The organism is Streptomyces sp. NPDC053426 (genome assembly GCF_055585405.1).
Genome location: NZ_JBVJKE010000015.1, coordinates 158,918 through 184,881, shown reverse-complemented (window position 1 = coordinate 184,881; position 25,964 = coordinate 158,918). Strand labels below are relative to the sequence as shown.

The 25,964-nt window shown below is 72.4% G+C and carries 24 protein-coding genes; 14 read left to right on the top strand and 10 right to left on the bottom strand.

Annotated features, from left to right (window positions below):
* Nucleotides 1-355: 355 nt before the first annotated feature.
* Both ACZ62B_RS28430 and ACZ62B_RS28425 read left to right on the top strand, forming a co-directional pair.
* Nucleotides 356-2,287, top strand: a complete 1,932-nt coding sequence (locus tag ACZ62B_RS28430) for an FUSC family protein (RefSeq protein ID WP_344555747.1) — start codon at nucleotides 356-358, stop codon at nucleotides 2,285-2,287.
* Between the two features lie 122 nt (nucleotides 2,288-2,409).
* On the top strand, nucleotides 2,410-3,951 hold the full coding sequence (locus ACZ62B_RS28425) for a hypothetical protein (RefSeq protein WP_469692569.1): 1,542 nt from the start codon (nucleotides 2,410-2,412) through the stop codon (nucleotides 3,949-3,951).
* A 69-nt stretch (nucleotides 3,952-4,020) separates the two neighbouring features.
* Here the strand turns inward: ACZ62B_RS28425 and ACZ62B_RS28420 are convergent, their stop codons facing one another.
* Complete coding sequence (locus ACZ62B_RS28420) at nucleotides 4,021-4,446, bottom strand: ester cyclase (RefSeq protein WP_344555745.1); 426 nt, start codon at nucleotides 4,444-4,446, stop codon at nucleotides 4,021-4,023.
* A gap of 102 nt (nucleotides 4,447-4,548) precedes the next feature.
* Between ACZ62B_RS28420 and ACZ62B_RS28415 the strand changes: the two genes are divergently transcribed.
* On the top strand, nucleotides 4,549-5,922 hold the full coding sequence (locus ACZ62B_RS28415; protein WP_344555743.1) for an amidohydrolase: 1,374 nt from the start codon (nucleotides 4,549-4,551) through the stop codon (nucleotides 5,920-5,922).
* A gap of 180 nt (nucleotides 5,923-6,102) precedes the next feature.
* Entirely contained in the window at nucleotides 6,103-6,288 is a 186-nt protein-coding gene (locus ACZ62B_RS28410; protein WP_073937149.1) for a hypothetical protein, read from the top strand.
* Nucleotides 6,289-6,306: 18 nt separating this feature from the next.
* Here ACZ62B_RS28410 and ACZ62B_RS28405 read toward each other — a convergent pair whose 3' ends face one another.
* Together ACZ62B_RS28405 and ACZ62B_RS28400 are read right to left on the bottom strand one after the other, a co-directional pair.
* Entirely contained in the window at nucleotides 6,307-6,777 is a 471-nt protein-coding gene (locus tag ACZ62B_RS28405; protein ID WP_468721338.1) for a hypothetical protein, read from the bottom strand.
* The gene (locus tag ACZ62B_RS28400) at nucleotides 6,774-7,427 is read right to left on the bottom strand and encodes an ATP-binding protein (protein WP_382054197.1); all 654 of its coding nucleotides are present in this window, start codon (nucleotides 7,425-7,427) and stop codon (nucleotides 6,774-6,776) included. The genes ACZ62B_RS28405 and ACZ62B_RS28400 overlap by 4 nt, the downstream gene beginning before the upstream one ends.
* A 232-nt stretch (nucleotides 7,428-7,659) precedes the next feature.
* On the opposite strand from ACZ62B_RS28400, the gene ACZ62B_RS28395 reads away from it, so the two are divergent.
* The 3 genes from ACZ62B_RS28395 (at nucleotide 7,660) to ACZ62B_RS28385 (ending at nucleotide 9,772) form a co-directional block, all read left to right on the top strand.
* Nucleotides 7,660-8,520 carry a helix-turn-helix domain-containing protein gene (locus ACZ62B_RS28395; protein WP_344555736.1) on the top strand — a complete coding sequence of 287 codons (861 nt, stop codon included), beginning with the start codon at nucleotides 7,660-7,662 and terminating at the stop codon, nucleotides 8,518-8,520.
* A 9-nt stretch (nucleotides 8,521-8,529) separates the two neighbouring features.
* A complete protein-coding gene (locus ACZ62B_RS28390) occupies nucleotides 8,530-8,823 on the top strand; it encodes a DUF397 domain-containing protein (protein ID WP_382054314.1) in 294 nt (97 codons plus the stop codon).
* A gap of 145 nt (nucleotides 8,824-8,968) precedes the next feature.
* Nucleotides 8,969-9,772: an SAM-dependent methyltransferase gene (locus ACZ62B_RS28385; protein ID WP_344555734.1), complete on the top strand. Its 804-nt coding sequence runs from the start codon at nucleotides 8,969-8,971 to the stop codon at nucleotides 9,770-9,772.
* A gap of 211 nt (nucleotides 9,773-9,983) precedes the next feature.
* Here ACZ62B_RS28385 and ACZ62B_RS28380 read toward each other — a convergent pair whose 3' ends face one another.
* Entirely contained in the window at nucleotides 9,984-11,474 is a 1,491-nt protein-coding gene (locus ACZ62B_RS28380) for a glutamate synthase subunit beta (RefSeq protein WP_344555732.1), read from the bottom strand.
* Between the two features lie 134 nt (nucleotides 11,475-11,608).
* The gene (locus tag ACZ62B_RS28375; protein WP_344555730.1) at nucleotides 11,609-12,088 is read right to left on the bottom strand and encodes an anthrone oxygenase family protein; all 480 of its coding nucleotides are present in this window, start codon (nucleotides 12,086-12,088) and stop codon (nucleotides 11,609-11,611) included.
* A gap of 312 nt (nucleotides 12,089-12,400) precedes the next feature.
* On the opposite strand from ACZ62B_RS28375, the gene ACZ62B_RS28370 reads away from it, so the two are divergent.
* Complete coding sequence (locus tag ACZ62B_RS28370) at nucleotides 12,401-13,033, top strand: nucleoside/nucleotide kinase family protein (protein ID WP_344555728.1); 633 nt, start codon at nucleotides 12,401-12,403, stop codon at nucleotides 13,031-13,033.
* A 41-nt stretch (nucleotides 13,034-13,074) separates the two neighbouring features.
* Here the strand turns inward: ACZ62B_RS28370 and ACZ62B_RS28365 are convergent, their stop codons facing one another.
* The 3 genes from ACZ62B_RS28365 to ACZ62B_RS28355 form a co-directional block, all read right to left on the bottom strand.
* Complete coding sequence (locus ACZ62B_RS28365) at nucleotides 13,075-14,202, bottom strand: magnesium and cobalt transport protein CorA (protein WP_344555726.1); 1,128 nt, start codon at nucleotides 14,200-14,202, stop codon at nucleotides 13,075-13,077.
* Nucleotides 14,203-14,365: 163 nt separating this feature from the next.
* The gene (locus ACZ62B_RS28360; RefSeq protein ID WP_468721480.1) at nucleotides 14,366-15,298 is read right to left on the bottom strand and encodes a carbohydrate kinase family protein; all 933 of its coding nucleotides are present in this window, start codon (nucleotides 15,296-15,298) and stop codon (nucleotides 14,366-14,368) included.
* Nucleotides 15,280-16,191, bottom strand: coding sequence for a pseudouridine-5'-phosphate glycosidase (locus tag ACZ62B_RS28355; RefSeq protein ID WP_344555724.1), 912 nt, complete (start codon nucleotides 16,189-16,191; stop codon nucleotides 15,280-15,282). The genes ACZ62B_RS28360 and ACZ62B_RS28355 overlap by 19 nt, the downstream gene beginning before the upstream one ends.
* A 102-nt stretch (nucleotides 16,192-16,293) precedes the next feature.
* Between ACZ62B_RS28355 and ACZ62B_RS28350 the strand changes: the two genes are divergently transcribed.
* Entirely contained in the window at nucleotides 16,294-16,722 is a 429-nt protein-coding gene (locus tag ACZ62B_RS28350) for a VOC family protein (protein ID WP_073937138.1), read from the top strand.
* 277 nt (nucleotides 16,723-16,999) lie between these two features.
* Here ACZ62B_RS28350 and ACZ62B_RS28345 read toward each other — a convergent pair whose 3' ends face one another.
* Both ACZ62B_RS28345 and ACZ62B_RS28340 read right to left on the bottom strand, forming a co-directional pair.
* Nucleotides 17,000-17,554: a methylated-DNA--[protein]-cysteine S-methyltransferase gene (locus ACZ62B_RS28345; protein WP_469692563.1), complete on the bottom strand. Its 555-nt coding sequence runs from the start codon at nucleotides 17,552-17,554 to the stop codon at nucleotides 17,000-17,002.
* 47 nt (nucleotides 17,555-17,601) lie between these two features.
* Entirely contained in the window at nucleotides 17,602-18,474 is an 873-nt protein-coding gene (locus ACZ62B_RS28340; RefSeq protein ID WP_344555719.1) for a glycerophosphodiester phosphodiesterase, read from the bottom strand.
* Nucleotides 18,475-18,751: 277 nt separating this feature from the next.
* Between ACZ62B_RS28340 and ACZ62B_RS28335 the strand changes: the two genes are divergently transcribed.
* The 5 genes from ACZ62B_RS28335 to ACZ62B_RS28315 all read left to right on the top strand — a co-directional run bounded on the left by ACZ62B_RS28335 (nucleotide 18,752) and on the right by ACZ62B_RS28315 (nucleotide 25,868).
* Complete coding sequence (locus tag ACZ62B_RS28335; RefSeq protein ID WP_468721350.1) at nucleotides 18,752-19,615, top strand: MHYT domain-containing protein; 864 nt, start codon at nucleotides 18,752-18,754, stop codon at nucleotides 19,613-19,615.
* 40 nt (nucleotides 19,616-19,655) lie between these two features.
* Nucleotides 19,656-21,806, top strand: coding sequence for an excinuclease ABC subunit UvrB (gene uvrB / locus ACZ62B_RS28330; protein ID WP_468721352.1), 2,151 nt, complete (start codon nucleotides 19,656-19,658; stop codon nucleotides 21,804-21,806).
* A 135-nt stretch (nucleotides 21,807-21,941) separates the two neighbouring features.
* A complete protein-coding gene (locus tag ACZ62B_RS28325; protein WP_073937133.1) occupies nucleotides 21,942-22,520 on the top strand; it encodes a TerD family protein in 579 nt (192 codons plus the stop codon).
* 52 nt (nucleotides 22,521-22,572) lie between these two features.
* The gene (locus ACZ62B_RS28320; protein WP_344555710.1) at nucleotides 22,573-24,579 is read left to right on the top strand and encodes a TerD family protein; all 2,007 of its coding nucleotides are present in this window, start codon (nucleotides 22,573-22,575) and stop codon (nucleotides 24,577-24,579) included.
* Nucleotides 24,580-24,866: 287 nt separating this feature from the next.
* Entirely contained in the window at nucleotides 24,867-25,868 is a 1,002-nt protein-coding gene (locus ACZ62B_RS28315) for a TerC/Alx family metal homeostasis membrane protein (RefSeq protein ID WP_344555708.1), read from the top strand.
* Nucleotides 25,869-25,964 lie beyond the last annotated feature (96 nt).

The window sequence follows — 25,964 nt, the reverse complement described above, 5'->3', positions numbered from 1 at the left end:
CGAAAGGTTGCCGGGCTTTCGGACACGGCCGGTCACGGTGTGCCCGGCACCCGTCCAGACCTGGGCGGAAGTCCGTCCGGCCGACGGCCCAGGGTCCGGAACCTCTTCCGGGACCTTTTCGGAGGCCGGTCCGGACACGGCAGCGGCGGGTCCGGGCGGCCGGAGGGGCGGTCGGCCGGCCGGTTCCGGCGGTGGACGGAGCCCCGCCCGTGACCGCCGACCGAGGCCACGGGGCGCCGGACCGCTCCCACCCGCATCGTCACATCACGGAAACACGGCCGTTCGCTCCCCTTCCACCACACCGATTACCGTGGAAGGCACGTCTCCTCCTGCCCGGTCACCGTCGCCCGCGAGCATGCCCCGCCCCCGACGCGACGACTGGAGCCCCGTGACCCGTGCCGTACCCCCGTGGCTGGCCCACGCCCTGCGCGCCCAGCGCGGACCGGTCCCGTGGAGCGCGGTCGCGCGGGGCGCGCTGGGCGGCGGCCCGCTGCTGCTCGCGGCCGTCCTCGCCGGACGGCCCACGCTCGGCGTCGTCGCCGCCATCGGCGCCATGTTCGCCGGGATCAACGACCGGCCGGGGAGCCGACGGGCCTCGGTCGGACGGATCGGCGGGCCCGCGCTCGCGGGAGCGGCCGGGCTGGTCGTCGGGACGTACGCGGGGGACCACGTCCCCGCCGTCCTGCTCACCCTGCTGCTGACCGGCCTCGGTCTCGTCGCCGGCGGGATCAGCGCCCTCGGGCCCGTCGGCTCCTCCGTCGGCACGCAACTCCTGGTCGGCGCCGCCGTCGGCGCCGGGATGCCGCTGCCCGAACCGGGCTGGCAGCGGGCCCTCGCCTTCCTCGCCGGCGCGGCCTGGCTGCTCCTGCTGCGGCTCGCGCTGCCCACACCGGGCTCGCTCGCCAAAGACTCCCGGTCCGGTTTCCGGTCCGACTCCCGGCTCAGCTCCCGGCTCGCCTTCCGGTTCGACGGGGAACGGGACGCCGTCGCCGGGGTGTACGACGCCGTCGCCGCGCTGCTCGACGCCGCCGGAACGGAGTCGGCCCTCGCCCGGCGCGCCGCCCTCACCGCCGCCCTCGACCACGCACAGGACGCGCTCGCCGGACCCCGGCTGCGGCGCTACGCCTCCTCCGCCGCCGAACGCCGGCTGCACGCCCAGTACGCCGCCGCCCTCCCGCTCGCCGAGGCCGCCACCGCGCTCGCCTGGGCCGGGGACCCCGTACCGGCCCGCGCCGCCGAAGGACCCCGGCGCCTCGCCACCGCCGTACGCGGCGACACCCCCACCGGCCAGTTGCCCGCCCCCTCCCGGACCGTCCCCGCCCTGCGCGCCCTCGACGACGCCCTCCTGCGCGCCGCCGAGGCCTTCGACCGGGGCGACGGCGACGACCTGCACAGCCGCGTCCGCTCCCGGACCGCCGCACTGCGGACCGTCCTCGGCGCCCGCGGCCGGGAGTACGGAACGCGGGTCGCCCTCTGCTTCGGGGTGAGCGCCGCCCTCGCCCAGGCCCTGCACCACACCCGCTGGTACGGGCAGCACGAACACTGGTACTGGCTGCCCGCCACCGCCGTCTTCCTCGTCAAACCCGACCTCGGACCCCTCGCCTCCCGCGTCCTGTCCCGGGCCGCCGGAACCGTCCTCGGGGCGCTCCTGTTCGCCGGGTTCGCCGCCGTGCTGCCCCGCCCGGAAGGACTCGTCGCGCTGGTCGCGGTCAGCGGCGCGCTGATCCCCGTCGCCGCCCGGCACTTCGCCGCGCAGACCGCCGTCGTCACCGTGCTCGTCCTCGCCCTGGTGATGGCCGGCGGCGAACCCCAGGCCTCCGTCGGCCGCATCGGCGAAACCCTGCTGGCCTGCGCCGTCGTGCTCGTCGCAGGCCACCTCCCGCTGCCGGGACAGCGCGGCGGCGCCGCCATCCGCGCCCGGCTCGCGGAGGCGGCCGGTGCCGCCCAGGCCTACCTCGACCACGTACTCGGCGCCCCCGACGACCGCGCCACCCGCTGGGCCCTGCGCCGCGAGGCCTACCGCACCCTCGCCGAAGCCCGTACGGCCATCGCCCTCGCCTCCGCCGAACTCCCCCCGCTCGCCCGCCACGCGCACGGCACCGACGAGACCGCCGCCACCCTCGAACTCCTCGTCGACACCATCACCGCCTGCGCCGTCCACCTCGACGACACCGGCCACCTCGACCCCCACCACATCCGGCATCTGACCGAACTCACGGCCCGCGTACGGGCGCGAGGGGACGCCGTGGTCCGGCTCACGCCGGGCCACGCCCGCGCCGTGCGGTGACGGGTGAGAGACGACCGACCGCGTGGTTCCGGAGCTCGGGTCCGGAAGGAGTCCGGCGGGCCGGTGCCGGACGGAGCCGAAAACCGCGGGCCCCGCGCGCGTGGCCCGGTCATGATGGCCCGGTGGACCATGTGCTGCGCGGGCTCGCCGCGAACCCGAACCTGCCGCCCGGCCTCGTCGACCGGCTGATCGAGATCGCGGACGACGACCTCGCCGCGGAACTCGCCGCACGCGCCGACCTCAGCAGGACGCAGACGACCGCGCTGGTGGCGCGCGGTGACGAGATCGCCGCGCGACTCGCGTACGAGGGGCGGCTGACGGCCTGCGACGTCGATCCCCTCGTACAGCCGCGCGCCGCGCTCGCCCTCCTCGACCAGGGCGCCGGCAGGCCCGAGTGGGCGCGTCTGCTCGCGTCGGACCCGGACCCGGAACGCCGGGAGAAGCTGGCCGCCTGTCCGGACCTGCCGCCGGACGTGGTGGCGACGCTCGGCGCCGATCCGGAGATACGGGTCGTGGCGGAGCTCGCCCTGTGGACGACGGCGCCGGACACGGCCGCCCGGTTCGCGGAGCATCCGCACGCCGAGGTCCGATGCGCGGTGGCCGCCAACGAGAAGACCCCACCGGCCGTGCTGGCCGTGCTGGCCGGGCCGGCCGACGGCACGGGACCGCCCCCGGCGCGCCGGTGCCTGGTCTGCGACCGGGAGCGGACGCCGTTCGTCCACGATCCGTCCTGCCCGCGGACCGACTGCGACCTGCCTCCGGGCGCCTCCTGCGACGGCTCCCACGAGTCCACCGTGCGGGACATGCGGCAGCGGGCGGTGTGCAATCCGGCCACACCGGTCGACGCGGTCCTCCGCTTCGCCGAGCACCCCTCGATGGTGGTGCGCGGCGCGCTGGCCGCCCGTCCCGACCTGCCGGCGCACGTCCTCCGGCGTCTCGCCGAGGACCCCGTCCCCGGTGTCCGGGCCGCCCTCGCCGAGAATCCGGCGATCGACGAGACACTGATGCGCGTGCTGGCCACCGACAACGGTCACGACGTGCGGCGCCGGCTGGCGCACAACCCGGACGTCCCGCTCGACGTGCTCACGCACCTGGCCGGTGCCACGAGGATCGGCCCGGTCCTGCTGCCCCGGATCGCCGGCGCCTCACCGGCGGAGATCGCGAGCCTGGCGGCGTCGCCGGTTCCCGGGGCGCGGATGCTCGTGGCGGCGCGACGCGATCTGCCGCCCGGGATCCGCGACGCGCTGGCCGCCGACCCCGACGCGAAGGTGGTCGCCTCCGTCGCGCCCCACCCGGGCCTGTCCGAAGCGTGCCTGCGCGCCATGGCCGACCGGCACGGCGGCCGGGTCGTCGTCGGCGTGGCGGCCAATCCGGACGCCCCGTCCGCGCTGCTGGAGGACCTGGCCCGCCCGCAACGAGCGGTACGGAGGGCCTTGCGTGACATCGCCCGGCACCGGAACGCGACGGCTCGGGCCCTGCTGCCCTGTCTCGCGGACGCACGGGCCAGGCGCGTGGCCGCCGGCCATCCCGCTCTGCCGGAGCGGACGATCGTCGAGCTGCTGGACGACGACTGGCAGGTCGCGGGGGCGGCGGCCGCCAACCCCTCGCTGCCGGGTGCGGTGATGTCCCGACTGGTGCTCCGGGCGACGGCCGGAGCCTCGTGAGGGAACGCCGGGTTCGGTCCTGCCGGTTCTGCCGGTTCTGCCGGTCCTGCCGGGGAGCCGCCGCCGTCGTCACGCGGGAGTGGGGGTGAGCTGCTCCTTCATTCCCTCGAAGTCCCAGTTGAACCAGGACTCCGCGATCTTCCCGTCGCGGAAGCGGAGGGTGGTGTGGCCGGTGGATTCGAAGGTCCGGCCGGTCGGGGGGATGCCCTGGAACTCGCCGGTGTGCCGTCCCCGTACCGTGAACCTGATGCCCACCAGGTCTCCCTCGGCCACCATGCTCTCCACCGAGTGCCGGAGCCCGAACGCCTCGGCCACCGCCCGGTACGTCTCCCGGGCCCCGGCCAGGTCCACCGTCTCGCGGGGCATCGCCGGATCGTGCTCGACGTAGTCCGGGGTGCACAGTTCGCCGTACTCGGCGACGCGGTCCCCCTGCCGGTCCTCCTCGATGAAGCGGCGGGCCGCTTCCTTGTGGCCGGTGAGCCGGTCGGACGTCATGTCGCCTCCCGGGTGCGGTGGGGCGTGTGTTGTCGGACAGTGCCAGGCTAGTCAGCCCTTCGGGGTGTGTCCTGCGCACCCGGTTCGTCGTACGTTGACGGGATGACGCCCGCTGCCACGGAGAGCCCGGCCGACCTCGTCGTCACCGGCTGCGCCGTCCTCACCCACGACGACCGGGAACGGATCGGGTTCGCGCAGGACGCGGCGATCGTCGTACGGGGCGGGGCGGTGGAGGAGGTGACCAGTGCCGGGGCGGTCGCGGGGCGGGCGGCCCGCGAGTGGATCGACGCCCGGGGGCAGGTCGCGCTGCCCGGTCTGATCAACTGCCACACGCACGCCCCGATGGTCGCCCTGCGCGGCCTCGCCGAGGACCTGCCGACCGAGGAGTGGTTCAACGACGTCGTCTGGCCGGTCGAGTCCAACCTCACCGCGCGGGACGTCGAACTGGGCGCGCTGCTCGCCTGCGCCGAGATGATCAGGGGCGGGGTCACCTGCTTCGCCGACCACTACTTCGCCATGGACGCGGTCGCCGCCGTCGTCGACGGGTGCGGGATGCGGGCGCTGCTGGGGGAGGCGTTCTTCTCCTCGCAGGGGGCCGAGGGGCGGGAGCGGTCGCTGGCGTTCGCGCTGCGGCACCGGGGCGCCGCCGACGGCCGTATCACCACCGCCCTCGCCCCGCACGCCCCCTACACCGTCGACGACACCGACCTCGCCGCCACCGCGCGGCTGGCGCACGAGCACGGGCTGCCCGTGCATCTGCACGCCGCCGAGAACCGCGACCAGACCGAGGCCAGCCTCGCCCGGCACGGCGTCACCCCCGTCGAGGTCCTGCACCGCACCGGCATCCTCGACACCGACGTGCTCATCGCCCACGGCACCGGCGTCGTCGAGAGCGACCTGCCGCTGCTGGAGCGGGCAAGCGGCCGCACGGCCGTGGCCACCGCGCCCCGCGGCTACCTCAAGTTCGCCTGGCCCCACACCACACCCGTACGGGCCCTGCGCGACATCGGCGTCCCGGTCGGACTCGCCACCGACGGGGCCGCCTCCAACAACTCCCTCGACGTGTGGGAGTCGATGGCGCTCACCTCCCTGATCCAGAAGTCCACCGAGGGCGACCCCCGCTGGCTGACCTCCCGGCAGGCCCTGCACCACGCCACCCTGCAGAGCGCCCGCGCGGTCGGCCTCGGCGGCGGTGCCGGCGGTATCGGGAGTATCGCGCCGGGCCGCCGCGCCGACCTCGTCCTCGTCGACCTCACCGGGCCGCACACCCAGCCCGTGCACGACCTCGCCGCGACCCTGGTGCACAGCGCCCGCGCCGCCGACGTCCGTACGACGATCGTGGACGGCCGGATCCTCATGCGGGACCGGGAACTGCTCACGATCGACGTGCCCGAGGTGGTGCGGGAGCTGGGGGAGCGGCTGCCCGCGCTGGTCGACCGGAGCCATGGGCGGCGGATCCAGGAGTACGGCACCTGACGGCACGATCGGTGCGGCGGCCGGTACGGAGGGTGACCTTTTGGTGCGATCGGCCGAGAGTCCGATCACACTTGGCGGTGAACGGGTGTCAACTACGTCTCAGTACCGTCACTGAGCGAGGCGTTCACCCCATGGTTGGCGTTTAACTCTACGAGTACAACGCAGCATGGAGGTGGCAGGGTGAACGGGCGAACGGTGCTCGAACGCTTTCCCGCAGGTGGACCGCGTGGCTCATGGCCGGCGGAGGAGTTCGCCCACGCGCGCCGCCTGGAGGGTCTGCCCGCCGAGGTTGTCATGGACCTCGCGACCGACATGTTCCTGGTGATCGTCCGGGGGGACGGCGGGGGTGGCGACGCCACGGCGTGACCGGGCTGGGGTGCCCGGTTACGCGGTGACGGGGCGTGACCAGGCGGGGGGCGTTCCCGTCAGACGGCACAGGGCGAGATAGAGCGGAATCGGCGGCGTATAGGGGAGCGTGCCGTCGGGGCGGTGGATCAGGCCGGGGAGGTCCGGGGCGCCGGAGGCGTCCGAGGTGCCGGGGAGGACCGCGCCGGCGGCGTAGTGGGCGGGGGCCGGCCACTCCATGGCGTAGTCGGAATCGGACGGGACCAGCCACCACCAGTACGCGTCATCGGCGTACACGCAGCCCACGCGGGGCAGCCGGGGCATCACCAGCGGGCCGAAGCGGGCGGGTACCGCCACCGCGTCGCAGCCCATGGGCGCGGTCATGCCGTCGGGGACGGGGAGCCGCCGGGGGGTGCGGGCGTCGGGGGCGTCGGGAGCTTGCCGTTCGCGCCGGATCCGCACCAGTGAGTCCAGGCTCAGCACGCGGGTGCCGGGTGCGCCGCCCGTCACGCCCGGCCCCGGGAGTGGGGGGTGCGCTGGTGCGGAGGGAGTGACGGGGGGTGGGCCGGCTCGTTGGCGGTGTCGTCGTCCGGGGTGCCGGGCGGGCCCGGCTTCGGGCGGGCGCCCCAACCCAGGTCGTCGGTGGGCTCCACGGGACCGTGCCCGGTGTCACCGCTGTCCGCCGTACGGGGGAGGTCGGCCCAGACCAGCAGGCCGGGACCGTTCTCGTGCGCGCCCCACGAATGACACAGGGCGTCGACGAGGAGCAGTCCCCTCCCGTGCTCGTCCTCCGGCTGCTGCCGGGTGTTCGCCCGCGGCTGGCCCGGCGCGCACCCCTCGTCGCGCACGGCTATGCGCACCAGCTCGCCACCGTCGTGCAGCTCGCAGACTATGTGGCTGCTCGCCGTGTGCACGATGGCGTTGGTGACCAGTTCGGAGACGACGAGAGCCGCTGTGTCACAGGTGTCCTCGCACACCGACCAGCCGGTCAGCCGTGCCCTCGTCAGGCGTCTGGCCTGAGCCGGGGAACCCGGATGAGCGGCCAGTTCGAAACGGAACCGGCGCTCGGCGACGGACCCCGAGGGGTCGGACACCGAGGCGGCGCCGAGGCCGATGGACCCTGCGGCGGCGTCTGTTCCTAAGGGCGCGGACGGAATCACGCTTGCCACTATCGCCCCGCCGTGAACACTTGGCAAGTGTCACTCTGAAAAATGCAGAGTGCGGTGTGACGTTCTGGACGGGCGTGGCACACTGCTCGCAACAGCACCTCGCGCGGCGCCAGTTGGGATCGCCGAAGATTCGTTCGAATGTGAGTTCGGACGAGATGGATCTTCGAGCGGATCTCCGAGTGGCGCCGCCGAGCTGTCGGCTTTTGTTCGAGGGAGGTGGAGTGTGAGCGAACCCCGGTCCGCGCCGACGGTGGGACAGGTCGTCCTCGGCCGGCGCCTGCTGGACCTGCGGGAACGCGCGGGACTCAAGCGTGAGGAAGCGGCCCGCATCCTCCGTGTCGCACCCGCCACCGTCCGCCGCATGGAGATGGCCGAGGTCGCGCTCAAGATCCCGTACCTCCAGATGCTGCTGAAGGAGTACGGCGTCTCCGACGAGGAGGCCGACGCCTTCGTGCAACTGGCGGAGGACGCCAACCGGCCCGGTTGGTGGCAGCGCTTCCACGACATCCTGCCCGGCTGGTTCTCGATGTACGTCAGCCTGGAGGGTGCGGCCTCCCTCATGCGCAGCTACGAACCCCACTTCGTCCCCGGACTGCTCCAGACCGAGGACTACGCACGCGGCGTGCTGCGCTCCGGGGCCGTCGGGCAGACCCAGCCCGAGGACATAGAGCGCCACGTCGACCTGCGCATGCGACGGCAGGAACTGCTCACTCGTAAGGACGCGCCCCGGATGTGGGCCGTGATGGACGAGACCGTGCTCCGCCGCCAGGTCGGCGGCCCGGAGGTGATGCGTGCGCAGATCGACAAGTTGCTCGAGGCCACGAAGCTGCCCAACGTGACGCTGCAGATCGCCCCGTTCGCCGGCGGGCCCCATCCCGGCACGTACGGGCCGTTCGTGCTGTTCCGATTCGCCATGCCCGAACTGCCGGACATGGTCTACAGCGAGTACCTGACCGGCGCCGTCTACCTGGACGCGCGTGAAGAGGTGGCGACCCACCTCGAGGTCATGGACCGCATGGCGGCGCAGGCCGCTACGGCACATCGCACGAAGGAGATCCTCCGGGATCTCCGCAAGGAGCTGTGAATGGAACTCATGAAGCCCCTGAGCCCCCTGGACCCTCTGAAGTCCCCGCCCCGCCCGCGGGCGCGCACCGGAAGGATCTACAACGGCATGCCCGCGCGGGAGCTGGGCAGCGAGGGCTGGCACAAGCCGTGGAGCGGCGGCAACGGAGGGAACTGCCTGGAGGCGATGAAGCTCGAGGACGGCCGGATCGCCGTACGCCAGTCCACCGACCCGGACGGGCCGGCACTCATCTACACCTCCGCGGAGATGACGGCCTTCATCGAGGGAGCGAAGGCGGGAGAGGCGGATTTCCTGCTGTCCTGAACCTTGTTGCCCGCACTACCTTTGCTCCCCTCTTCCGGCCCTTCCGGCCCTTCCGGCCCTTCCGGCCCTTCCGGCCCTTCCGGCTTGGCACTGACTTGATCACTAATAGTTGCAATTGCAGGCGCAGAGACTTATGGAGTCCTTCATGACCGGGCAGCACCCCGTGGAGATCGACACGAGCAGGCCGCACCCCGCGCGGATGTACGACTGGTACCTCGGAGGCAAGGACAACTACCCGGTCGACGAGGCCATGGGGAAGCAGATGCTCGCCCTCGACCCGCGGGTGCCGGTGATGGCGCGGGTGAACCGCGCGTTCATGCAGCGGGCCACGCGCTGGCTGGCCGGGCAGGGCGTACGGCAGTTCCTCGACGTCGGCACCGGCATCCCCACCGAGCCCAACCTGCACCAGGTGGCACAGGGCATCACGCCCGACGCCCGCATCGTGTACTGCGACAACGACCCCATCGTGCTGGCCCACGCGGCGGCCCTGCTGCGCGGTACGGACGAGGGGGTGACCGAGTACCTCCAGGCCGATGTGCGCGATCCGGACGTCATCCTGGAGGGCGCGCGGAAGATCCTCGACTTCGACGAGCCGATCGCGCTGTCGCTCATCGCGCTGCTGCACTTCGTCTCCGACGAGGACGGGGCGCACGAGCTGGTCGGGCGGCTGCTGGACGCGCTGCCCTCGGGCAGCTACCTGGTCGTCACCCACGCGACGTCCGACTTCACCCCGGAGGAGTCGAAGGCGGCCACGGAGAAGCTCAAGGCGGCGGGCGTCACCCTGGCGCTCCGCTCCCGCGAGGAGTTCACCCGCTTCTTCGACGGCCTGACCCTCGTGGAACCGGGCGTCCAGGTCCCCCACCACTGGCACCCCGAACTGGGTGACCCGATCCCGGGCCAGGACGACGACGTCATCCCCGGCTACGGCGCGGTGGCCCACAAGCCGTAACCCCGGAGACGACTGCCCGCGTTCCCGCGGGCAGTCGTGCCTCCCCCAGTGCCTCAAAGGCCTGGGAGGTACCCCCAGGGCGGCACGGGTGGGCGGTGGGGGCACCTCCCGCTCATGGGGGTCCCTCCCGCTCGAGCGAAGCCGAGAGTGGGGGAGGCACCCCGCGGGCGCCGGGCCGCGTGAACACCCCCCGGCCCGCACCGACGCCGGCTCACACCGCCATCGGACGGTCATAGGGACCGATCGGCGCCGGCAGCCGGCTCACCGCACCCGTCAGACGGCGATCGACCGCCGCAGCCACCGCCCGCCCCTCGGCGATCGCCCACACGATCAGCGACTGCCCCCGCGCCGCGTCCCCCGCCGCGAAAACCCCCGGCACATTCGTACCGAACCCCGCATCCCGCGCGACCGTGCCACGAGGCGACAGCTCCACCCCCAGCTGGGCGAGGAGCCCGTCCCCCCGCTCCGGCCCGGAGAACCCCAGCGCGAGCAGCACAAGATCCACCGGCAGCACCCGCTCGCTCCCCGGCACGGGCCGACGCCCGGCGTCCACCCCCACCAGGTGCAGCGCACACACCCGCCCGTCCCCGTCCCCGGCGAAGCGCAGCGTGGACGCCGCGAACAGCCGCGCGTCCGCGTCCACCACCGGCGCCGTCCGCAACACCCCGGCCTCCTCATGCGCCGCGGACAACCGGTACAGCCTCGGATACGTCGGCCACGGCTCTGCCTCCTCATCGCGCTCGTCCCCCGGCCGGCCGTAGATGTCGAGCTGGGTGACCGACGCGGCCCCCTCCCGCACCGCCGTACCCAGACAGTCCGCCCCCGTGTCACCACCACCGACGATGACGACACGCCGGCCCGCGGCCGACAGCGGCGACGACTCCAGATCCCCCTCGCACACCCGGTTCGCGAGCGGCAGGTACTCCATCGCCTGGTGAATCCCCGCCAGTTCACGCCCCGGCACGGCAAGTTCCCGCCACGCCGTCGCCCCCGTCGCGATCACCACCGCGTCATACCGCGCCCGCAACTCCGCCGCGTCCACATCCCGCCCGACCGTCGTGGACGTACGGAACTTCGTCCCCTCGGCCCGCATCTGCTCCACCCGCCGTTCCAGATGCCGCTTCTCCATCTTGAACTCGGGGATGCCGTACCGCATCAGCCCGCCGACCCGGTCGTCCCGCTCGTACACGGCGACCGTGTGCCCCGCCCGGGTGAGCTGCTGGGCCGCGGCCAGCCCGGTCGGGCCCGAACCGATGACCGCGACCGTCCGGCCGGAGAGCCGCTCCGGCGGCGCCGGCGGGGCGAAACCCTCCTCCCAGGCCCGGTCGGCGATGGCACACTCGACGTTCTTGATGGTGACCGCCGGCTGGTTGATGGCGAGCACACACCCCGCCTCGCAGGGCGCCGGACACAACCGGCCGGTGAACTCCGGGAAGTTGTTGGTGGCGTGCAACCGCTCCGCCGCCGCCCGCCAGTCCTCCCGCGAGACCAGCTCGTTCCACTCGGGGACGAGGTTGCCGAGCGGACAGGCCTGATGGCAGAACGGCACACCGCAGTCCATGCAACGGTCGGCCTGCGCACTGACGAGGGGCAGCAGCGCCCCCGGCACGTACACCTCGTTCCAGTCGCGGACCCGTTCCTCGACGGGCCGGCGCGGCCACTCCTCGCGGGGCGTGGTCAGGAAACCCTTGGGATCGGCCATGGCCGTGTTCCTTGCGTGCGCGGGTGACAGGCCGTGCGTCGTCGGGCGGCACTCCTTGGGCCACGATACGTCCGCTCACCCGCCCCCGCAGAGCGCCGGGACAGCGCTTTCCCGGGGGCCCGCCGCCGGGTCCCTCAGACGAGGGCCAGGAGGTACGCCACCGCCGCCCCGGCCGAGGCGAGCGCGCGGACGTGGTTCCACATCGTCCACTCGCGCACATGGACCGGCCAGTACGCGGCCGCCTCCGGGCCGCCCGGTTCGAGCCGGGCCAGCGCCTCGTTGCGCGGTATGTTCGCGACCACGGTCAGCCCGAACGAGCCGACCAGGTACAGGACACCGCCCACCAGCAGCTCGACCGTCCCCGCGTCCGGCCACAGCACGAACGTCACCACCGTGACCACCGCGCACAGCATCGCCGTACCGAGGAACAGCAGCATGAAGGCCGGACGCACCGCCGCCACGTTGACCGCCTGCATCGCGGCCACCCCCTGAGCCGGCGGCAGCGCCGCGAGCCCTCTCATCACGAACGTCGAGAAGGCGCAGAAGACCCCGGCCGTCAGCCCGGTCCCGAGCACACTCAGCACCGTCAGCACGAAGTACGGCCCGTCGATCATGTCGTCACCCCCGTTCCCGGCCGGGACCCTTCCCGGCCACCACCGTCACCACCGTCATCACCAGTGAAAGCGACCCTTGGCACCCCCGGCCATGGCCCAGGAGCGCGGGCGCATGCGCGAACGTCCAGGGACGTCGAACACCCCGGGCGTCACCCGCCCCCTCCGGGCACCGGACACCGGGCGTCGAACCCCTACCGCCGGGAGACCTCTACCGCCGGGAGACCCCTACCGCTGGGAGACCCCTACGGCCGGGAGACCCGTGCCACCGGGAGATCCGCACGGCCGGACGGGCCGCAGGCGCATGATGGCCGTGTGCGACTTGAAGCGATCACCTGGGACCGGCTCGGCGACCTCCTCGCCGAGCGCCTGCTGGAGCTGAAGACGGCCGACGGCGGACCCTGGCCGCGGGTCGCCCTCGACGGCGCCCCCGCCGCACGTCCGGGAGACCTCGCCGAGCGGGTCGCCGAGGCGCTGCGGATACGTGGTCGGCCCTCCCTGGTCGTCGGCACCGAGGGCTTCCTGCGACCCGCATCCGTCCGGCTCGAATACGGCCACCGGGACCTGGAGTCCTACTACGGAGGCTGGTACGACACCGGCGCCCTCTGGCGCGAGGTGTTCGGCCCCCTCGAACCCGGCGGGAGCGGACGCGTCCTGCCCGACCTGTGGGACCCCGTCACCGACCGCGCCACCCGCAGCCCTTATGTCCGGCTCCCTCCCGGCGGCGTGCTGTTGCTGCACGGCCCCCTCCTCCTGCGCCACTGGTTCCCCTTCGACCTGAGCGTCCACGTCCTCCTCTCCCCGGGCGCCCTGCGCCGCCGTACCGCCGAGGCCGAGCACTGGACCCTCCCCGCCTTCGAGCGCTACGAGCAGGAGACCGACCCCGCCGGCACGGCCGACGTACTGGTACGGGCCGACGACCCCCGCCATCCGGCCTGGCGCGGCTGACCCCTCCTTCCTTCCCGCCCGGCGGTGGAGAGCAGCGGGCCTCAGAGCCAGCGGCTGCGCCGGAACGCCCGGTACAGCAGCAGACACGCCACGGATATCACCCCGATGACCATGCCGTAGCCGTACCGCCAGTGCAGCTCCGGCATGTGGTCGAAGTTCATGCCGTACATCCCGCAGACCATCGTCGGCACCGCCACGATCGCCGCCCAAGCGGTGATCTTGCGCATGTCCTCGTTCTGCGCGACCGTGACCTGCGCCAGATGCGCCTGGAGAATGGAGTTCAGCAGCTCGTCGAAGGCCGCTATCTGCTCCTTCGCCCGCAGCAGATGGTCGGAGACGTCACGGAAGTACGCCTGTATCTCCGGGGCGACCACCCGGATCGGCCGGGTGGCGAGTTCCTCCAGCGGCCGGCTCAGCGGCACCACCGCCCGCTTCAGTTCCAGGAGTTCGCGCTTGAGCTGGTAGATGCGGCCCGGATCGACCCGCGCGCCGTGCTCCGCGAACACATCCGTCTCGACCTGGTCGATGTCCTCCTGGACCGAGTCGATGACGGTCAGATAGTCGTCGACCACATGGTCCGCGATCGCGTGCAGCACCGTGGACGGGCCCTGGGCGAGCTGCCCGGGATCGGCCTCCAGCCCCTCGCGCAGCGGTCCCAGCGAACCGTGCCGGCCGTGCCGCACCGTGACCACGAAGTCCTTGCCGAGGAACACCATGATCTCGCCGGTGTCCACCACCTCGCTGTTCGCGGTGAGTTCCTCGTGCTCGACGTAGCAGACCGTCTTGAAGACGGCGAACAGCGTCTCCCCGTACCGCTCCAGCTTGGGCCGCTGGTGGGCCTCGACCGCGTCCTCCACCGCCAGCGGGTGCAGGTCGAACAGCTCCGCGATGCCGGCGAACTCCCGGGTGGTCGGCTCGTGCAGTCCCAGCCAGACGAAACCCTCGCCGCTCTTGCGCACCTGCCTCACCGCGTCCACCAGGTCCCCGCGCGCGCCGGTGCGGTGACCGTCCCGGTACGTCACGCAGTTGACCACCGAGGAGCCCAGCGGGGAGCGGGCCGGATGGCTCAGGTCCACACGGGGCCGCCGCCGCGCCAGCCGCGCCACCCGGCGCAGCCCGCCGACCCTGCCGAGGTTCGTGACCTTCCGCAGATTCCCTGCCATGGACATCCGGTTCTCCTTGCGTGGTTCCCCCGCGCCGTCCTGCTTCCCGCGCTCCGGATCGTCAGTCTGCCAGTGCCGGACGAGTCGTGTGCGAGCCTGTGGGAAGAGAGGGTTCCGCTTTGTTCCCGCCTGTGGACAAAGGGAGTTCGCCCGTCGCGGCGCCCGTTCGTCAGGCGGGTGCCGGAGGTCGGCCCCCTATGTGTTCCACCGCCTGCGCGCCCGCCCGGCAGCCCTCCCGCGCCGCCTGCTCCGGGTCGGCTCCCGCGAGCAGGGCCGCGAGGAACGCGCCCGTGAACGCGTCACCGGCACCCGTGGTGTCCCGGGGCACCGCGGGTACGGCCGGGACGCGGGCGTACACCTTCCCGGACCGTGCGAGCAGCGCGCCCTCGGCACCCTGCTTGGCCACCACCAGCGGAACGTGCCGGCTCAGCCGCGCCGCGGCGTCCGCGGCCTCGGACGCCCCCGCGAGCAGGCACGCCTCGTCACGGCTGGGCAGCAGGACGTCCACGCCCTCGACCAGCGACAGGAACCGGTCGGCGCCCAGCCGCACGAGGAACCCCGCCGACGCCGGATCCAGACTCACCGGCACCCCGCGGGCCCGCGCCGCCTTCGACGCCACCGCGACGAACGCACGGCTCGGTTCGGCGAACAGCAGATAGCCCGACAGGTGCAGCCGCGCCACCCCGTCCAGCAACGCGTCCGACCAGTCGCCGGGGTCCAGCCGCAGCGACGCGCCACTGTCGGTGAGGAACGTCCGCTCGGCCCCCGCGCCCTCGTCGACCAGGCAGATCACCGTCCCCGTCGGCGCCCGTCCGTCCACGACCAGCAGCGGACGGACCCCGCAGGCGGCCAGCTCCCGCTCGTGCCAGGCCGCCGCGTCCTCGCCCACCCGCCCGAGGAGCCGCACCTCCGTACCGTCCCGACGCGCCGCCCAGCAGGCCACGTTGGCGCCCGCGCCGCCCGGCACCGTCCGGATCGCCGCCGCCGTGTCCGTACCCGGCGCGAGCGGCCCCCGGTGCCGGACGACCACATCCGTGATCACATCGCCGACGACCAGCAGCGCCCCGCCCCGCACGGCGCCCGTCACTCCCCGGCGGCCCAGGACGCCGCGACCCGCGCGGCCAGCCGTACGTTGCCCCGGACCGCCGCCAGGTTCGCGGCGAGGGAGGCGCCGTCGGTGTGCCGGACCAGGTGGTCGAGCAGGAACGGCGTGACGGCCTGGCCGGTGACACCCTCCGCCTCGCACGCGCGCAGTGCCTCGTCGAGCACCCGCGCGTGCAGCCCGGGATCCAACTGCTCCTCCTCGGGGACCGGGTTGGCCACGATCAGCGCCGACTCGGGTCCGCCCAGCGCGTCCTGCGCCCGCATGACCTTTGCGACCTGCGCCGGAGAGTCCAGCCGCCAGTCCACGGGGTGCCCGGAGTCGGACAGGTAGAAGCCGGGGAATCGGTCCGTGCCGTATCCGGCGACCGCCACCCCCAGCGTCTCCAGCCGCTGCAGGGTCGCGGGCACGTCCAGGATCGACTTCACGCCCGCGCACACCACGGTGATCCGGGTCCGCGCCAGCAGGCCGAGGTCGGCCGACTCGTCCTGGGTCACCGTCCACTGCCGGTGCACGCCACCGAGCCCTCCGGTGGCGAACACCCGTATGCCCGCGAGCGCCGCCAGCAGGGCCGTGGCCGACACCGTGGTCGCCCCGCTCGCCCCGGCGGCCACCGCGAGCGGGAGGTCACGATGGCCCAGCTTGCGGATGCCGTCCTCGCCCGCGACCCGCTCCAACTGGCCCTTGTCCAGGCCGACCCGGGGCCGCCCGTCCAGCACGGCGATCGTCGCCGGTACCGCGCCCTCCCGCCGTACGGCCGCCTCCAGCTCCAGCGCCACCTGGAGATTGCGCGGCCGGGGCAGTCCGTGGGCGATGATCGTGGACTCCAGGGCCACCACCGGGCGGGCCGCGGCGATCGCCTCCCGTACCTCTTCGGACACCATGAGCACCACGTCTCTGTCTCCTGTCTGCCGGTTCTCCCTCATCTCTGGCGGGCCGGGCGCCGGGCCAAACCCCCTTGCGCGCGGTCATGGGTGTCGCGGAGGCTTGGAGCCATGACGGACAACACGACTCGCCTCGACCACATCGTCCTGTGGGTGAGCGATCCCATCGCCGCCGCCGGTTTCTACGAGAAGGCCGTGGGCCTGGAGCCCGTCAGGCTCACCGACTACTCCGTCGGTGAGGCGCCGTTTCCCTCGGTGCGGGTCAATGAGGAGACGATCCTCGATCTCATGCCGCGGGCCAAGGCGGAACGTATGCGGATGCTGCCCGGTGCCGCGGAGAGTTCGGGGCATCCCGTGAACCATGTCTGCCTGTCGCTGACGGCCTCGGACTTCGACGCTTTGCGCAGTCGGCTGGAGGAGGGGTCCGTGCCGGTGTCGGATGTCTCGCGTGACTCCTTCGGGGCGCGGGGGCTGGCGCGGCGCAGCTTCTACTTCCGTGATCCGGACGGCAACGTGTTCGAGGCGCGGCACTACGACTGACCGCGGGCGGTTGCGCGGCCCGGCGCTTGCGGGGTGCCTCCCCCACTCTCGGCTTCTCCCCCACTCTCGGCTTCGCTCGAGCGGGAGGGACCCCCATGAGCGGGAGGTGCCCCCACCGCCCACCCGTGCCGCCCTGCGGCACGATTGCCCGCGGAGGGCGGGGGAAGGTCGCGCCCACCCGTGCTGCCCCGGCGGCACGGCTGTCCGTGGGAACGCGGCGTGTGGCTGCCCGCGGTCGCGCGGGGCGGCGGCGTGTGGCTGCCCGCGGAGGGACGGGTCAGAACAGGGGTTCGGGGAGGATGCCTTCCAAGGCCAGGAGGCGGCGTTTTGTTTTCAGGCCGCCGCCGAAGCCGCCTATGCCGCCGCCGCTCTCCACGACCCGGTGGCACGGTACGACCACCGGCAGCGGGTTCGCGCCCATCGCCGTGCCCACGGCCTGGGCCGCGCCGGGCCGGCCGACCCGGCGGGCCAGATCGCCGTACCCGACGACCGAGCCGAACGGCACCCCGGCGGCCAGCTCCCGCAGCACCTCGCGGTTGAAGCCCGAGATCAGCGACCAGTCCAGCGGCAGCTCGAAGTCCCGCCGCTCGCCCGCGAAGTACGCCTCGACCTGCCGTATCGCCTCGGCCAGCAACGGGGAACCGGGCTCCTCGACGGGCTCGGTGCCGAGCCGCGACGCCAGCCGCTCCAGCGCACCGCCGCGCACCTCGTCGGTGGCGTGGAACACGACGTTGACCAGACCCTCACGGGTCGCGGCCAGCAGCAGCGGGCCGATGCCGGTGCCGACGACGGCCCACACCACCCGCTGCTCGTACCGCCCATGGCTGTCCATGCGCACCACCGTACGGCCCGCCACTGACAACGCCCCGGGCGGACGTCTCAGCCGCGCACCGCGTCCCGCACCACGTCGGGCGTGTTGGTGATGATCCCGTCGACCCCGAACCCGGCGACCCGCCGGGCGGCGGCCGCGTCGTTCACGGTCCAGGTGCACACCTCCAGCGGCTTGCCGCGCGCCCCCTTGAAGGAGTGCACGGCGGCTACGTAAGCGGCGGAGAGGGAACCGTGCGAGGGATTGATCTGGTCGGTGAAGGCCGCGTACGCGGGCAGGTCCGACACGGGCGGCGTCCCGAGGAAGCCCGTCTTCACCGCGGGCCGCAGATCGTGGACCGTCCGTACGCTGTCCGCGCTGAAGCTCTGCACGATCAGCCGGTTCCGCACATGCCGGCGGTCCAGCCAGCCCTCGTTGCCCAGCACCTTGACGATCTGCCGCTCTATGCCGGGATACAGCTGAGGGTTCTTGATCTCCAGCAGCAGCTTCTGCCGGTGCCGCTCGACGCGGTGCACGAACTGCTCCAGCGTCGGCACGCGCGCGCCCGCGTACGCGGAGCCGAACCAGCTTCCCGCGTCCAGCCGGGCGATCTCCGCGGCGGTGAAGTCCTTCACCTTCCACGGAGCCCGGTCGGGGAAGACCTCCTCGACGTCGGTGGTGCGCCGCAGGCTGTCGTCGTGCAGGACGACGAGTTCACCGTCCCTGGTGCGCTGGACGTCGTTCTCCACCCAGTCGACGCCGAGCGCGGCGGCCTTGTCGACGGCCTCCAGGGTGTTCTCGGGCGCGTACGCGGACGCGCCCCGGTGGGCTATCACCAGGGGCCGCGCGGAGCTCTCCGCGGCCCGCGCGGGGGAGAGCGGGAGCAGGAGGGCGGCGGTACCCAGGAGCGCGGTGGTCGAGGCGGCGACAGCGCGTGCGTGCATGCGTACTCCTCGCGTCGGACGGTCACGGTCAGCTCAACTCTGACAGCAGAGGGTCGACGCGAGACGAGTACGGGGTGGCCACGGATTGAACGGTGTTGTCCAGACTCCGCACACTGGTGCCACACACCTGGGGCAAGGACGTGTTTCTTTGCCGGAAAGTCGTTCGACCATTCCGGTGGGGTCATACTCTCTGCGTCATCCCTGGCCGCCGTCACGGCGCCAGGAGGGGGGTATATCAGGACGTTGCGGGCCATACGGGTCGGGAGGGCAGCCGCGCATGCAAGGCACGGTCGACGGATTCAGCTACGGCCTGGTCACACCGGTGGTGGCCTTCCTCATGGCCTGTCTCGGCGGCGCCCTGGGCCTGCGCTGCACCGCCAGGGCCATCAGGATGTCCCGCTCCTGGCGCCCCGGCTGGCTCGCCCTGGGGGCCGCGACCATCGGCTCCGGCATATGGACGATGCACTTCGTCGCGATGACGGGCTTCACCGTCGAGGGCACGCCGATCCACTACGACGGGCTGATCACGTTCGCGAGTCTGGCCGTCGCCGTCGTCATGGTGGGCATCGGGATCTTCATCGTCGGCTACAAGGGAGCCACCGGAACGGCCCTGTTCACCGGGGGCACCGTCACCGGCCTCGGCATCGCCTCGATGCACTACCTCGGCATGGCCGGGATGAGCCTCGACGGAAACCTGAAGTACGACGTCCTCATGGTCGCCGCGTCCGTGGTCATCGCCATGGCAGCCGCCAGCGCCGCCCTGTGGGCGGCCGGACAGGTGCGGGGCCCCCTGTGGAGCGTGGGCGCCAGCGTCGTCATGGGGCTCGCGGTCACCGGGATGCACTACACCGGCATGGCCGCGCTCGAGGTGCACGTCCACGGCACGGCCGAGCCCGCCGCGGGGGAGCCGGCGGCCGCCCTGCTCGGGCCGATGATGGTCGGCCCGCTCGCCTTCCTCGTCCTCGCGGGCGTCGTGGTGATCTTCGACCCGCTGATGGTCGCCGGCGGACCCGCCGCGCCCCCCGCCGAGCGCAAGCCCGGCGTCCCCGCCCACTCCCCGGCCCACCACTCCCCGGCACGCCCGCGGCTGCGGGCCCGCGGCCCCGTGGAACACCGCTCCCGGACCCCGCAGCGCCGCTGATCCGGACCCGTTGTCAGTGGGGGGCCGTACGGTGGATGACATGCGGCCCGTTTCCCAGATCGAACGCACGGTGGCGCCCTTCGAGGTCGTCAGCCCCTACCAGCCGAGCGGCGACCAGCCGACGGCCATCGCCGACCTCGCCCGGCGCATCGAAGCAGGCGAGAAGGACGTCGTCCTGCTCGGCGCGACCGGCACCGGCAAGTCCGCCACCACCGCGTGGATGATCGAGAAGCTCCAGCGCCCCACCCTGGTCATGGCGCCGAACAAGACCCTGGCCGCCCAGCTGGCCAACGAGTTCCGCGAGCTGCTGCCGAACAACGCGGTCGAGTACTTCGTCTCGTACTACGACTACTACCAGCCCGAGGCGTACGTCCCGCAGTCGGACACCTACATCGAGAAGGACTCCTCGATCAACGAGGAGGTCGAGCGGCTGCGCCACTCCGCGACCAACTCGCTGCTCACCCGCCGCGACGTCGTCGTGGTCGCCTCCGTCTCCTGCATCTACGGCCTGGGCACCCCGCAGGAGTACGTGGACCGCATGGTCCCCCTCCGCGTCGGCGACGAGTTCGACCGGGACGAGCTGCTGCGCCGCTTCGTGGACATCCAGTACACGCGCAACGACATGGCCTTCACCCGCGGCACCTTCCGCGTCCGCGGCGACACCATCGAGATCTTCCCGGTCTACGAGGAGCTCGCCGTCCGCATCGAGATGTTCGGCGACGAGATCGAGGCGCTGTCCACGCTCCACCCGCTCACCGGCGAGATCATCAGTGACGACCAGCAGCTCTACGTCTTCCCGGCCTCCCACTACGTCGCGGGCCCCGAGCGGCTGGAGCGCGCGGTGGGCGACATCGAGAAGGAGCTCGGCGAGCGCCTGGCCGAGCTGGAGAAACAGGGCAAGCTCCTGGAGGCCCAGCGCCTGCGCATGCGCACCACGTACGACATCGAGATGCTCCGCCAGATCGGCTCCTGCTCCGGCGTGGAGAACTACTCGATGCACTTCGACGGCCGCTCGCCCGGCTCCCCGCCGAACACCCTGCTGGACTACTTCCCGGACGACTTCCTCCTCGTCATCGACGAGTCGCACGTCACCGTCCCGCAGATCGGCGCCATGTACGAGGGCGACGCCTCCCGCAAGCGCACCCTCGTCGACCACGGCTTCCGGCTCCCCTCCGCCCTGGACAACCGGCCGCTGAAGTGGGAGGAGTTCCAGGAGCGCATCGGGCAGGCCGTCTACCTGTCGGCCACCCCCGGCCAGTACGAGCTCTCCCGCGCGGACGGCACCGTCGAGCAGATCATCCGCCCCACCGGCCTCGTCGACCCCGAGGTCGTGGTCAAGCCCACCGAGGGCCAGATCGACGACCTGGTGCACGAGATCCGCACCCGCGTGGAGAAGGACGAACGCGTCCTGGTCACCACGCTCACCAAGAAGATGGCCGAGGACCTCACCGACTACTTCCTGGAACTCGGCATCCAGGTGCGCTACCTCCACAGCGACGTCGACACCCTGCGCCGGGTCGAGCTGCTGCGGGAGCTGCGCAGCGGCGAGTACGACGTCCTCGTCGGCATCAACCTGCTGCGCGAGGGCCTCGACCTGCCCGAGGTGTCCCTGGTCGCCATCCTCGACGCCGACAAGGAGGGCTTCCTGCGCTCGGGCACCTCCCTGATCCAGACCATCGGCCGCGCGGCGCGCAACGTCTCCGGCCAGGTCCACATGTACGCCGACAAGATCACCCCGGCGATGGAGAAGGCCATCGACGAGACCAACCGCCGCCGGGAGAAGCAGGTCGCGTACAACAAGGCGAACGGCATCGATCCCCAGCCGCTCCGCAAGAAGATCAACGACATCGTCGCGCAGATCGCCCGCGAGGACATCGACACCGAGGAGCTGCTCGGTTCGGGCTACCGCCAGGCCAAGAAGGAGGGCGGCGGCACCAAGGCACCCGTGCCCTCCCTGGGCACCAAGGCGGCCAAGGGCGCGAAGAGCGCCAAGGGCGCCAGGGGCAAGGCCGCCGAGACCGTACCGACCGACCGCCCCGCCGCCGAACTCGCCGAGCAGATCGAGGAGCTCACCACGCGGATGCGGGCCGCCGCGGCCGACCTGCAGTTCGAGATCGCGGCCCGGCTGCGCGACGAGGTCTCCGAGATGAAGAAGGAGTTGCGGCAGATGCAGGAGGCCGGCCTGTCCTGACGGCCTCGTACGCGATGTGTTGCAAGAACGACACAAAGTGCGGTCCCGGGTACGTCACTGTCAGTGCCCCTGCGTAGGGTTCTGGTCAACCGTGATTGCGCGGTAACAGGGGAAGTTCGAGAGGGGAATCAGCGCGTGACCGTCAACATGACCAAGGGTCAGGCCATCAGTCTGCAGAAGAACGACGGTGGCAGCCTGACCGCGGTGCGCATGGGTCTCGGCTGGCAGGCGGCTCCCCGTCGCGGCCTGTTCGGCTCGCGCACCCGGGAGATCGACCTGGACGCCTCGGCCGTCCTGTTCGCGGACAAGCAGCCGGTCGACGTCGTCTTCTTCCGCCACCTGGTGAGCGACGACGGCTCCGTGCGCCACACCGGTGACAACCTCGTCGGCGGTGTCGGCCAGGGCGGCGACGACGAGGCCATCCTCGTCGACCTCTCGCGCGTCCCGGTCCACATCGACCAGATCGTCTTCACCGTGAACTCCTTCACGGGCCAGACCTTCCAGGAGGTGCAGAACGCGTTCTGCCGCCTCGTCGACGAGACCAACGGCCAGGAGCTCGCCCGCTACACGCTGGCCGGTGGCGGCGCCTACACGGCCCAGCTCATGGCGAAGGTGCACCGCACGGGCGCGGGCTGGACGATGACGGCCCTCGGCAACCCGGCCAACGGCCGCACCTTCCAGGACCTGATGCCGGCGATCCTGCCGGTCCTCTAGGCACCACGGGCGATACGAGCAGCCACCACCGCGACACAGGGGGACGAAGGCGATGACGGCCGAGCTGGTGCGGGGACAGAACCACCCGCTCTCCCAGTCCCGTCTGGAGATCAGGGTCTCGGCCGGCACCCCGGTCGTGGCCGCGGCCGCGCTCGGCGACGAGAACGGCCGGATCCACGGAGTGGAGTGGGTGGCCCACCCGGGCGCACCCACCCAGCCCGGTCTGGAGGTGTCGCGTCAGGCGGCCGCCGACCACCGTCTCGCGGTGGACCTGGACGCCATGACGGACGCGGTGCACCGCGTCAGTGTGCTGCTCGCCCTGCCCGCCCCGGGCGGCGGACCGGGACCCGCCCGGTTCGGCGCCGTGGCGGCCCCCTTCGTAGCCGTCACCGGCCTGGACGGCGGCGAGATCGCCAGCTACACCATCACCGGCCTGGAGGCCGAGTCGGCCGTCGTCGCGCTGGAGCTCTACCGGCGGCAGGGCGCCTGGAAGGTGCGCGCCGTCGGCCAGGGCTACGCGGGCGGCCTGGCCGACCTCCTCACCGACCAGGGCCTGCCCGAGGCCGTACCGCTCGCGGGCACCATCGACGAGGCGGTCGCCCGGGGCCTCGCCCGCTCCGTGCAGGCGCCCCCGCCCCGCCCGGCCGACGGCGACCGCTCCCGTCAGCCGGCCGCCCCCGCCCTCGGCCCCGACCAGGGCGGCACCGCACCACAGGGCGCTCCCGGCCCCGTACCGCCGTCGTACGGCGGGCAGCCGGCCGGCGGGCCGGGACAGACCGGACCGCAGCCGGCGTACGGCGGAGCCGGCGCCGCGGACCCGTCCGCCACCACCGGTGGCCCGATCGACTACAGCCACCCCGGCCGGCGGAACTCCGCCCCGCCGCCGCCCCCGCCCACCGCACCGCCGGCGCAGCCCGGACAGCCCGCGCAGCCCGTCGCGGGGGACGCCACCGGCTGGTCCATGGAGGAGCGGCTCTACAACCAGGTCTGGGGCATGTTCGAGGACCTGGCCCGCACCACCGCCGCCTACCGCAGCGCCGTCGACTTCGCCGAGTCCCGCATGGACAAGGAGCTGGAGCAGACCCTCTCCGACCCGCGCAGCCGGATCGGCGGTCAGGGCGACGCCGCCCGTGAGGCCGCCCGGGCCCGGTACACACACCTCGTCGACCAGGCGCGGGAGGTCCTCGACCGGGACCTCGTCCAGCTCGTCGCCGAGGCCGACGTCGTCGAACCCGCGCTGCCGCCCGCCTTCGCCCGCTGGGACAACCCCGCCTGGCACGCCTACCGGGTGCCGATGGAGATACCCATGGCGCTGCGCCTGGGTGACCTGCGGCTGCCCGAGGCCGACCGGATCCGCATCCCGATGCTGCTCCGGCTGCCACTGGAGCGCGGCCTGTGGATCGACAGCGGACGGGCCGACTCGGTCGACGGGTCGTTCACCGACTCCCACGACATGCGGCGCCTCGCCATGGAGACTGCGGTGGCGCACGCGGCCCGGCTGCTCGCCGTCTACCCGGCGGGCGAGTTCACCGTGCACGTCATCGACCCGGCCGGATCCGGGGCGCAGCCGCTGGCGCCGCTGACGCAGACCGGTGTGCTGGCGGCCCCGCCCGCCCAGGGCGCCGCGGGGGTGACGGACGTGCTGGGCCGGCTCACGCAGCGGGTCGACCTGGTGCAGATGGCGCTGCGCGGAGGTGCCCCGGACGCGCTGCCGCCCGGCTTCGACGCCTCCCAGCAACTGCTGATCGTCAACGACTTCCCGCACGGCTTCGACGACCGGGCCGTGAACCAGTTGCGCTATCTCGCCGACGAGGGCCCGGCCGTCGGGGTCCATCTGATGATGGTCGCCGACCGCGAGGAGTCCGCGGGCTACGGTCCGCTCCTCGACCCGCTGTGGCGTTCGCTGCTGCGACTGACTCCCGTGCCCGAGGACCACCTGGCCGACCCGTGGGTCGGACACGCCTGGACGTACGAGCCGCCGCTCGTGCCGCCGGGCAGCCAGGTCCTCCACCAGGTGCTCACCCAGGTCGCGGCGGCCCGCCGCTCATGGAACAGGTGACGTCCCCGGACCTTTGACCAAGCTCGCGTAAAGCCCCGCCACCTGGGGCTTTGCCTCTTTCTTTACCCATCCCTTTACCAATCCTTGGTGATTGGGTACTCTTGACCGCACGGAGGGGAGTACTCCCTGTCTGTGCGGCGACCCCGTCAATACGGATCAGGCCAGATCCCGGGGCGTCGGCCCGAAGGACCGTCCGGACGCAGCCAAGCGCCGGAGGCCCGGGTGGAAGAGACCTCCGGCAGCGACGACGCTGACATTTGCCGTGTGACGTATCTGCCGGAGGCGCAGTGGATGTTTCCGTGACCCTGTGGGTCCTGACGATCGTGGGTCTCAGTGCCCTCATCGCGGTCGACTTCTTCATCGGCCGCAAACCGCATGACGTATCCATCAAGGAAGCCGGAATCTGGACCGTCGTCTGGATCGTCCTGGCCGCGCTCTTCGGGCTCGGCCTGCTGATCTGGGGCGGAGGACAGGCCGGAGGCGAGTTCTTCGCCGGCTTCATCACCGAGAAGTCGCTGAGCGTCGACAACCTCTTCGTCTTCGTCCTGATCATGGCGAAGTTCGCGGTGCCGTCGCAGTACCAGCAGCGGGTGCTTCTCGTCGGCGTCCTCATAGCCCTGGTGCTGCGCGCGATCTTCATCGCCGCGGGCGCCGCGATCCTCGCCAGCTTCTCGTGGGTGTTCTACCTCTTCGGCGCCTTCCTGATCTGGACGGCCTGGAAGCTCATCCAGGAGGCCCGGGCCGACGAGGAGGACGAGGAGTACGAGGAGAACAAGCTCCTCAAGGCCGCCGAGCGCCGCTTCGGTGTGGCCGACCGGTACCACGGCACCAAGCTGTGGATCGAGCAGAACGGCAAGCGGGTCATGACCCCGATGCTCGTCGTCATGCTCGCCATCGGCACCACGGACGTCCTGTTCGCGCTCGACTCCATCCCCGCGATCTTCGGCCTGACCCAGGACCCGTACATCGTGTTCACGGCGAACGCGTTCGCGCTGATGGGCCTGAGGCAGCTGTACTTCCTCATCGGCGGTCTGCTGAAGAAGCTGGTCCACCTGTCCTACGGCCTGTCGATCATCCTCGGCTTCATCGGCGTGAAGCTGGTGCTGCACGCACTGCACGAGTCCGGGGTGCACGTCCCCGAGATCAGCATCCCGGTCTCGCTGGGCGTCATCTGCGCGGTCCTGGTCGTCACCACGATCACCAGCCTGCGGGCCTCCCGCAAGCAGGCGGAGGCCGAGGCCGTGGCAGGCCGGGGCGAGGACCCCGTGAAGAACAACATCGACGTCTGACCCTTGTCGGACACCGGAACGCCGGTGCCGGGAGCGGAGGTCAGCACATCGCCGACCACCGCTCCCGGTTCCGTTCGTTCCCACTTCGCGCCGCCC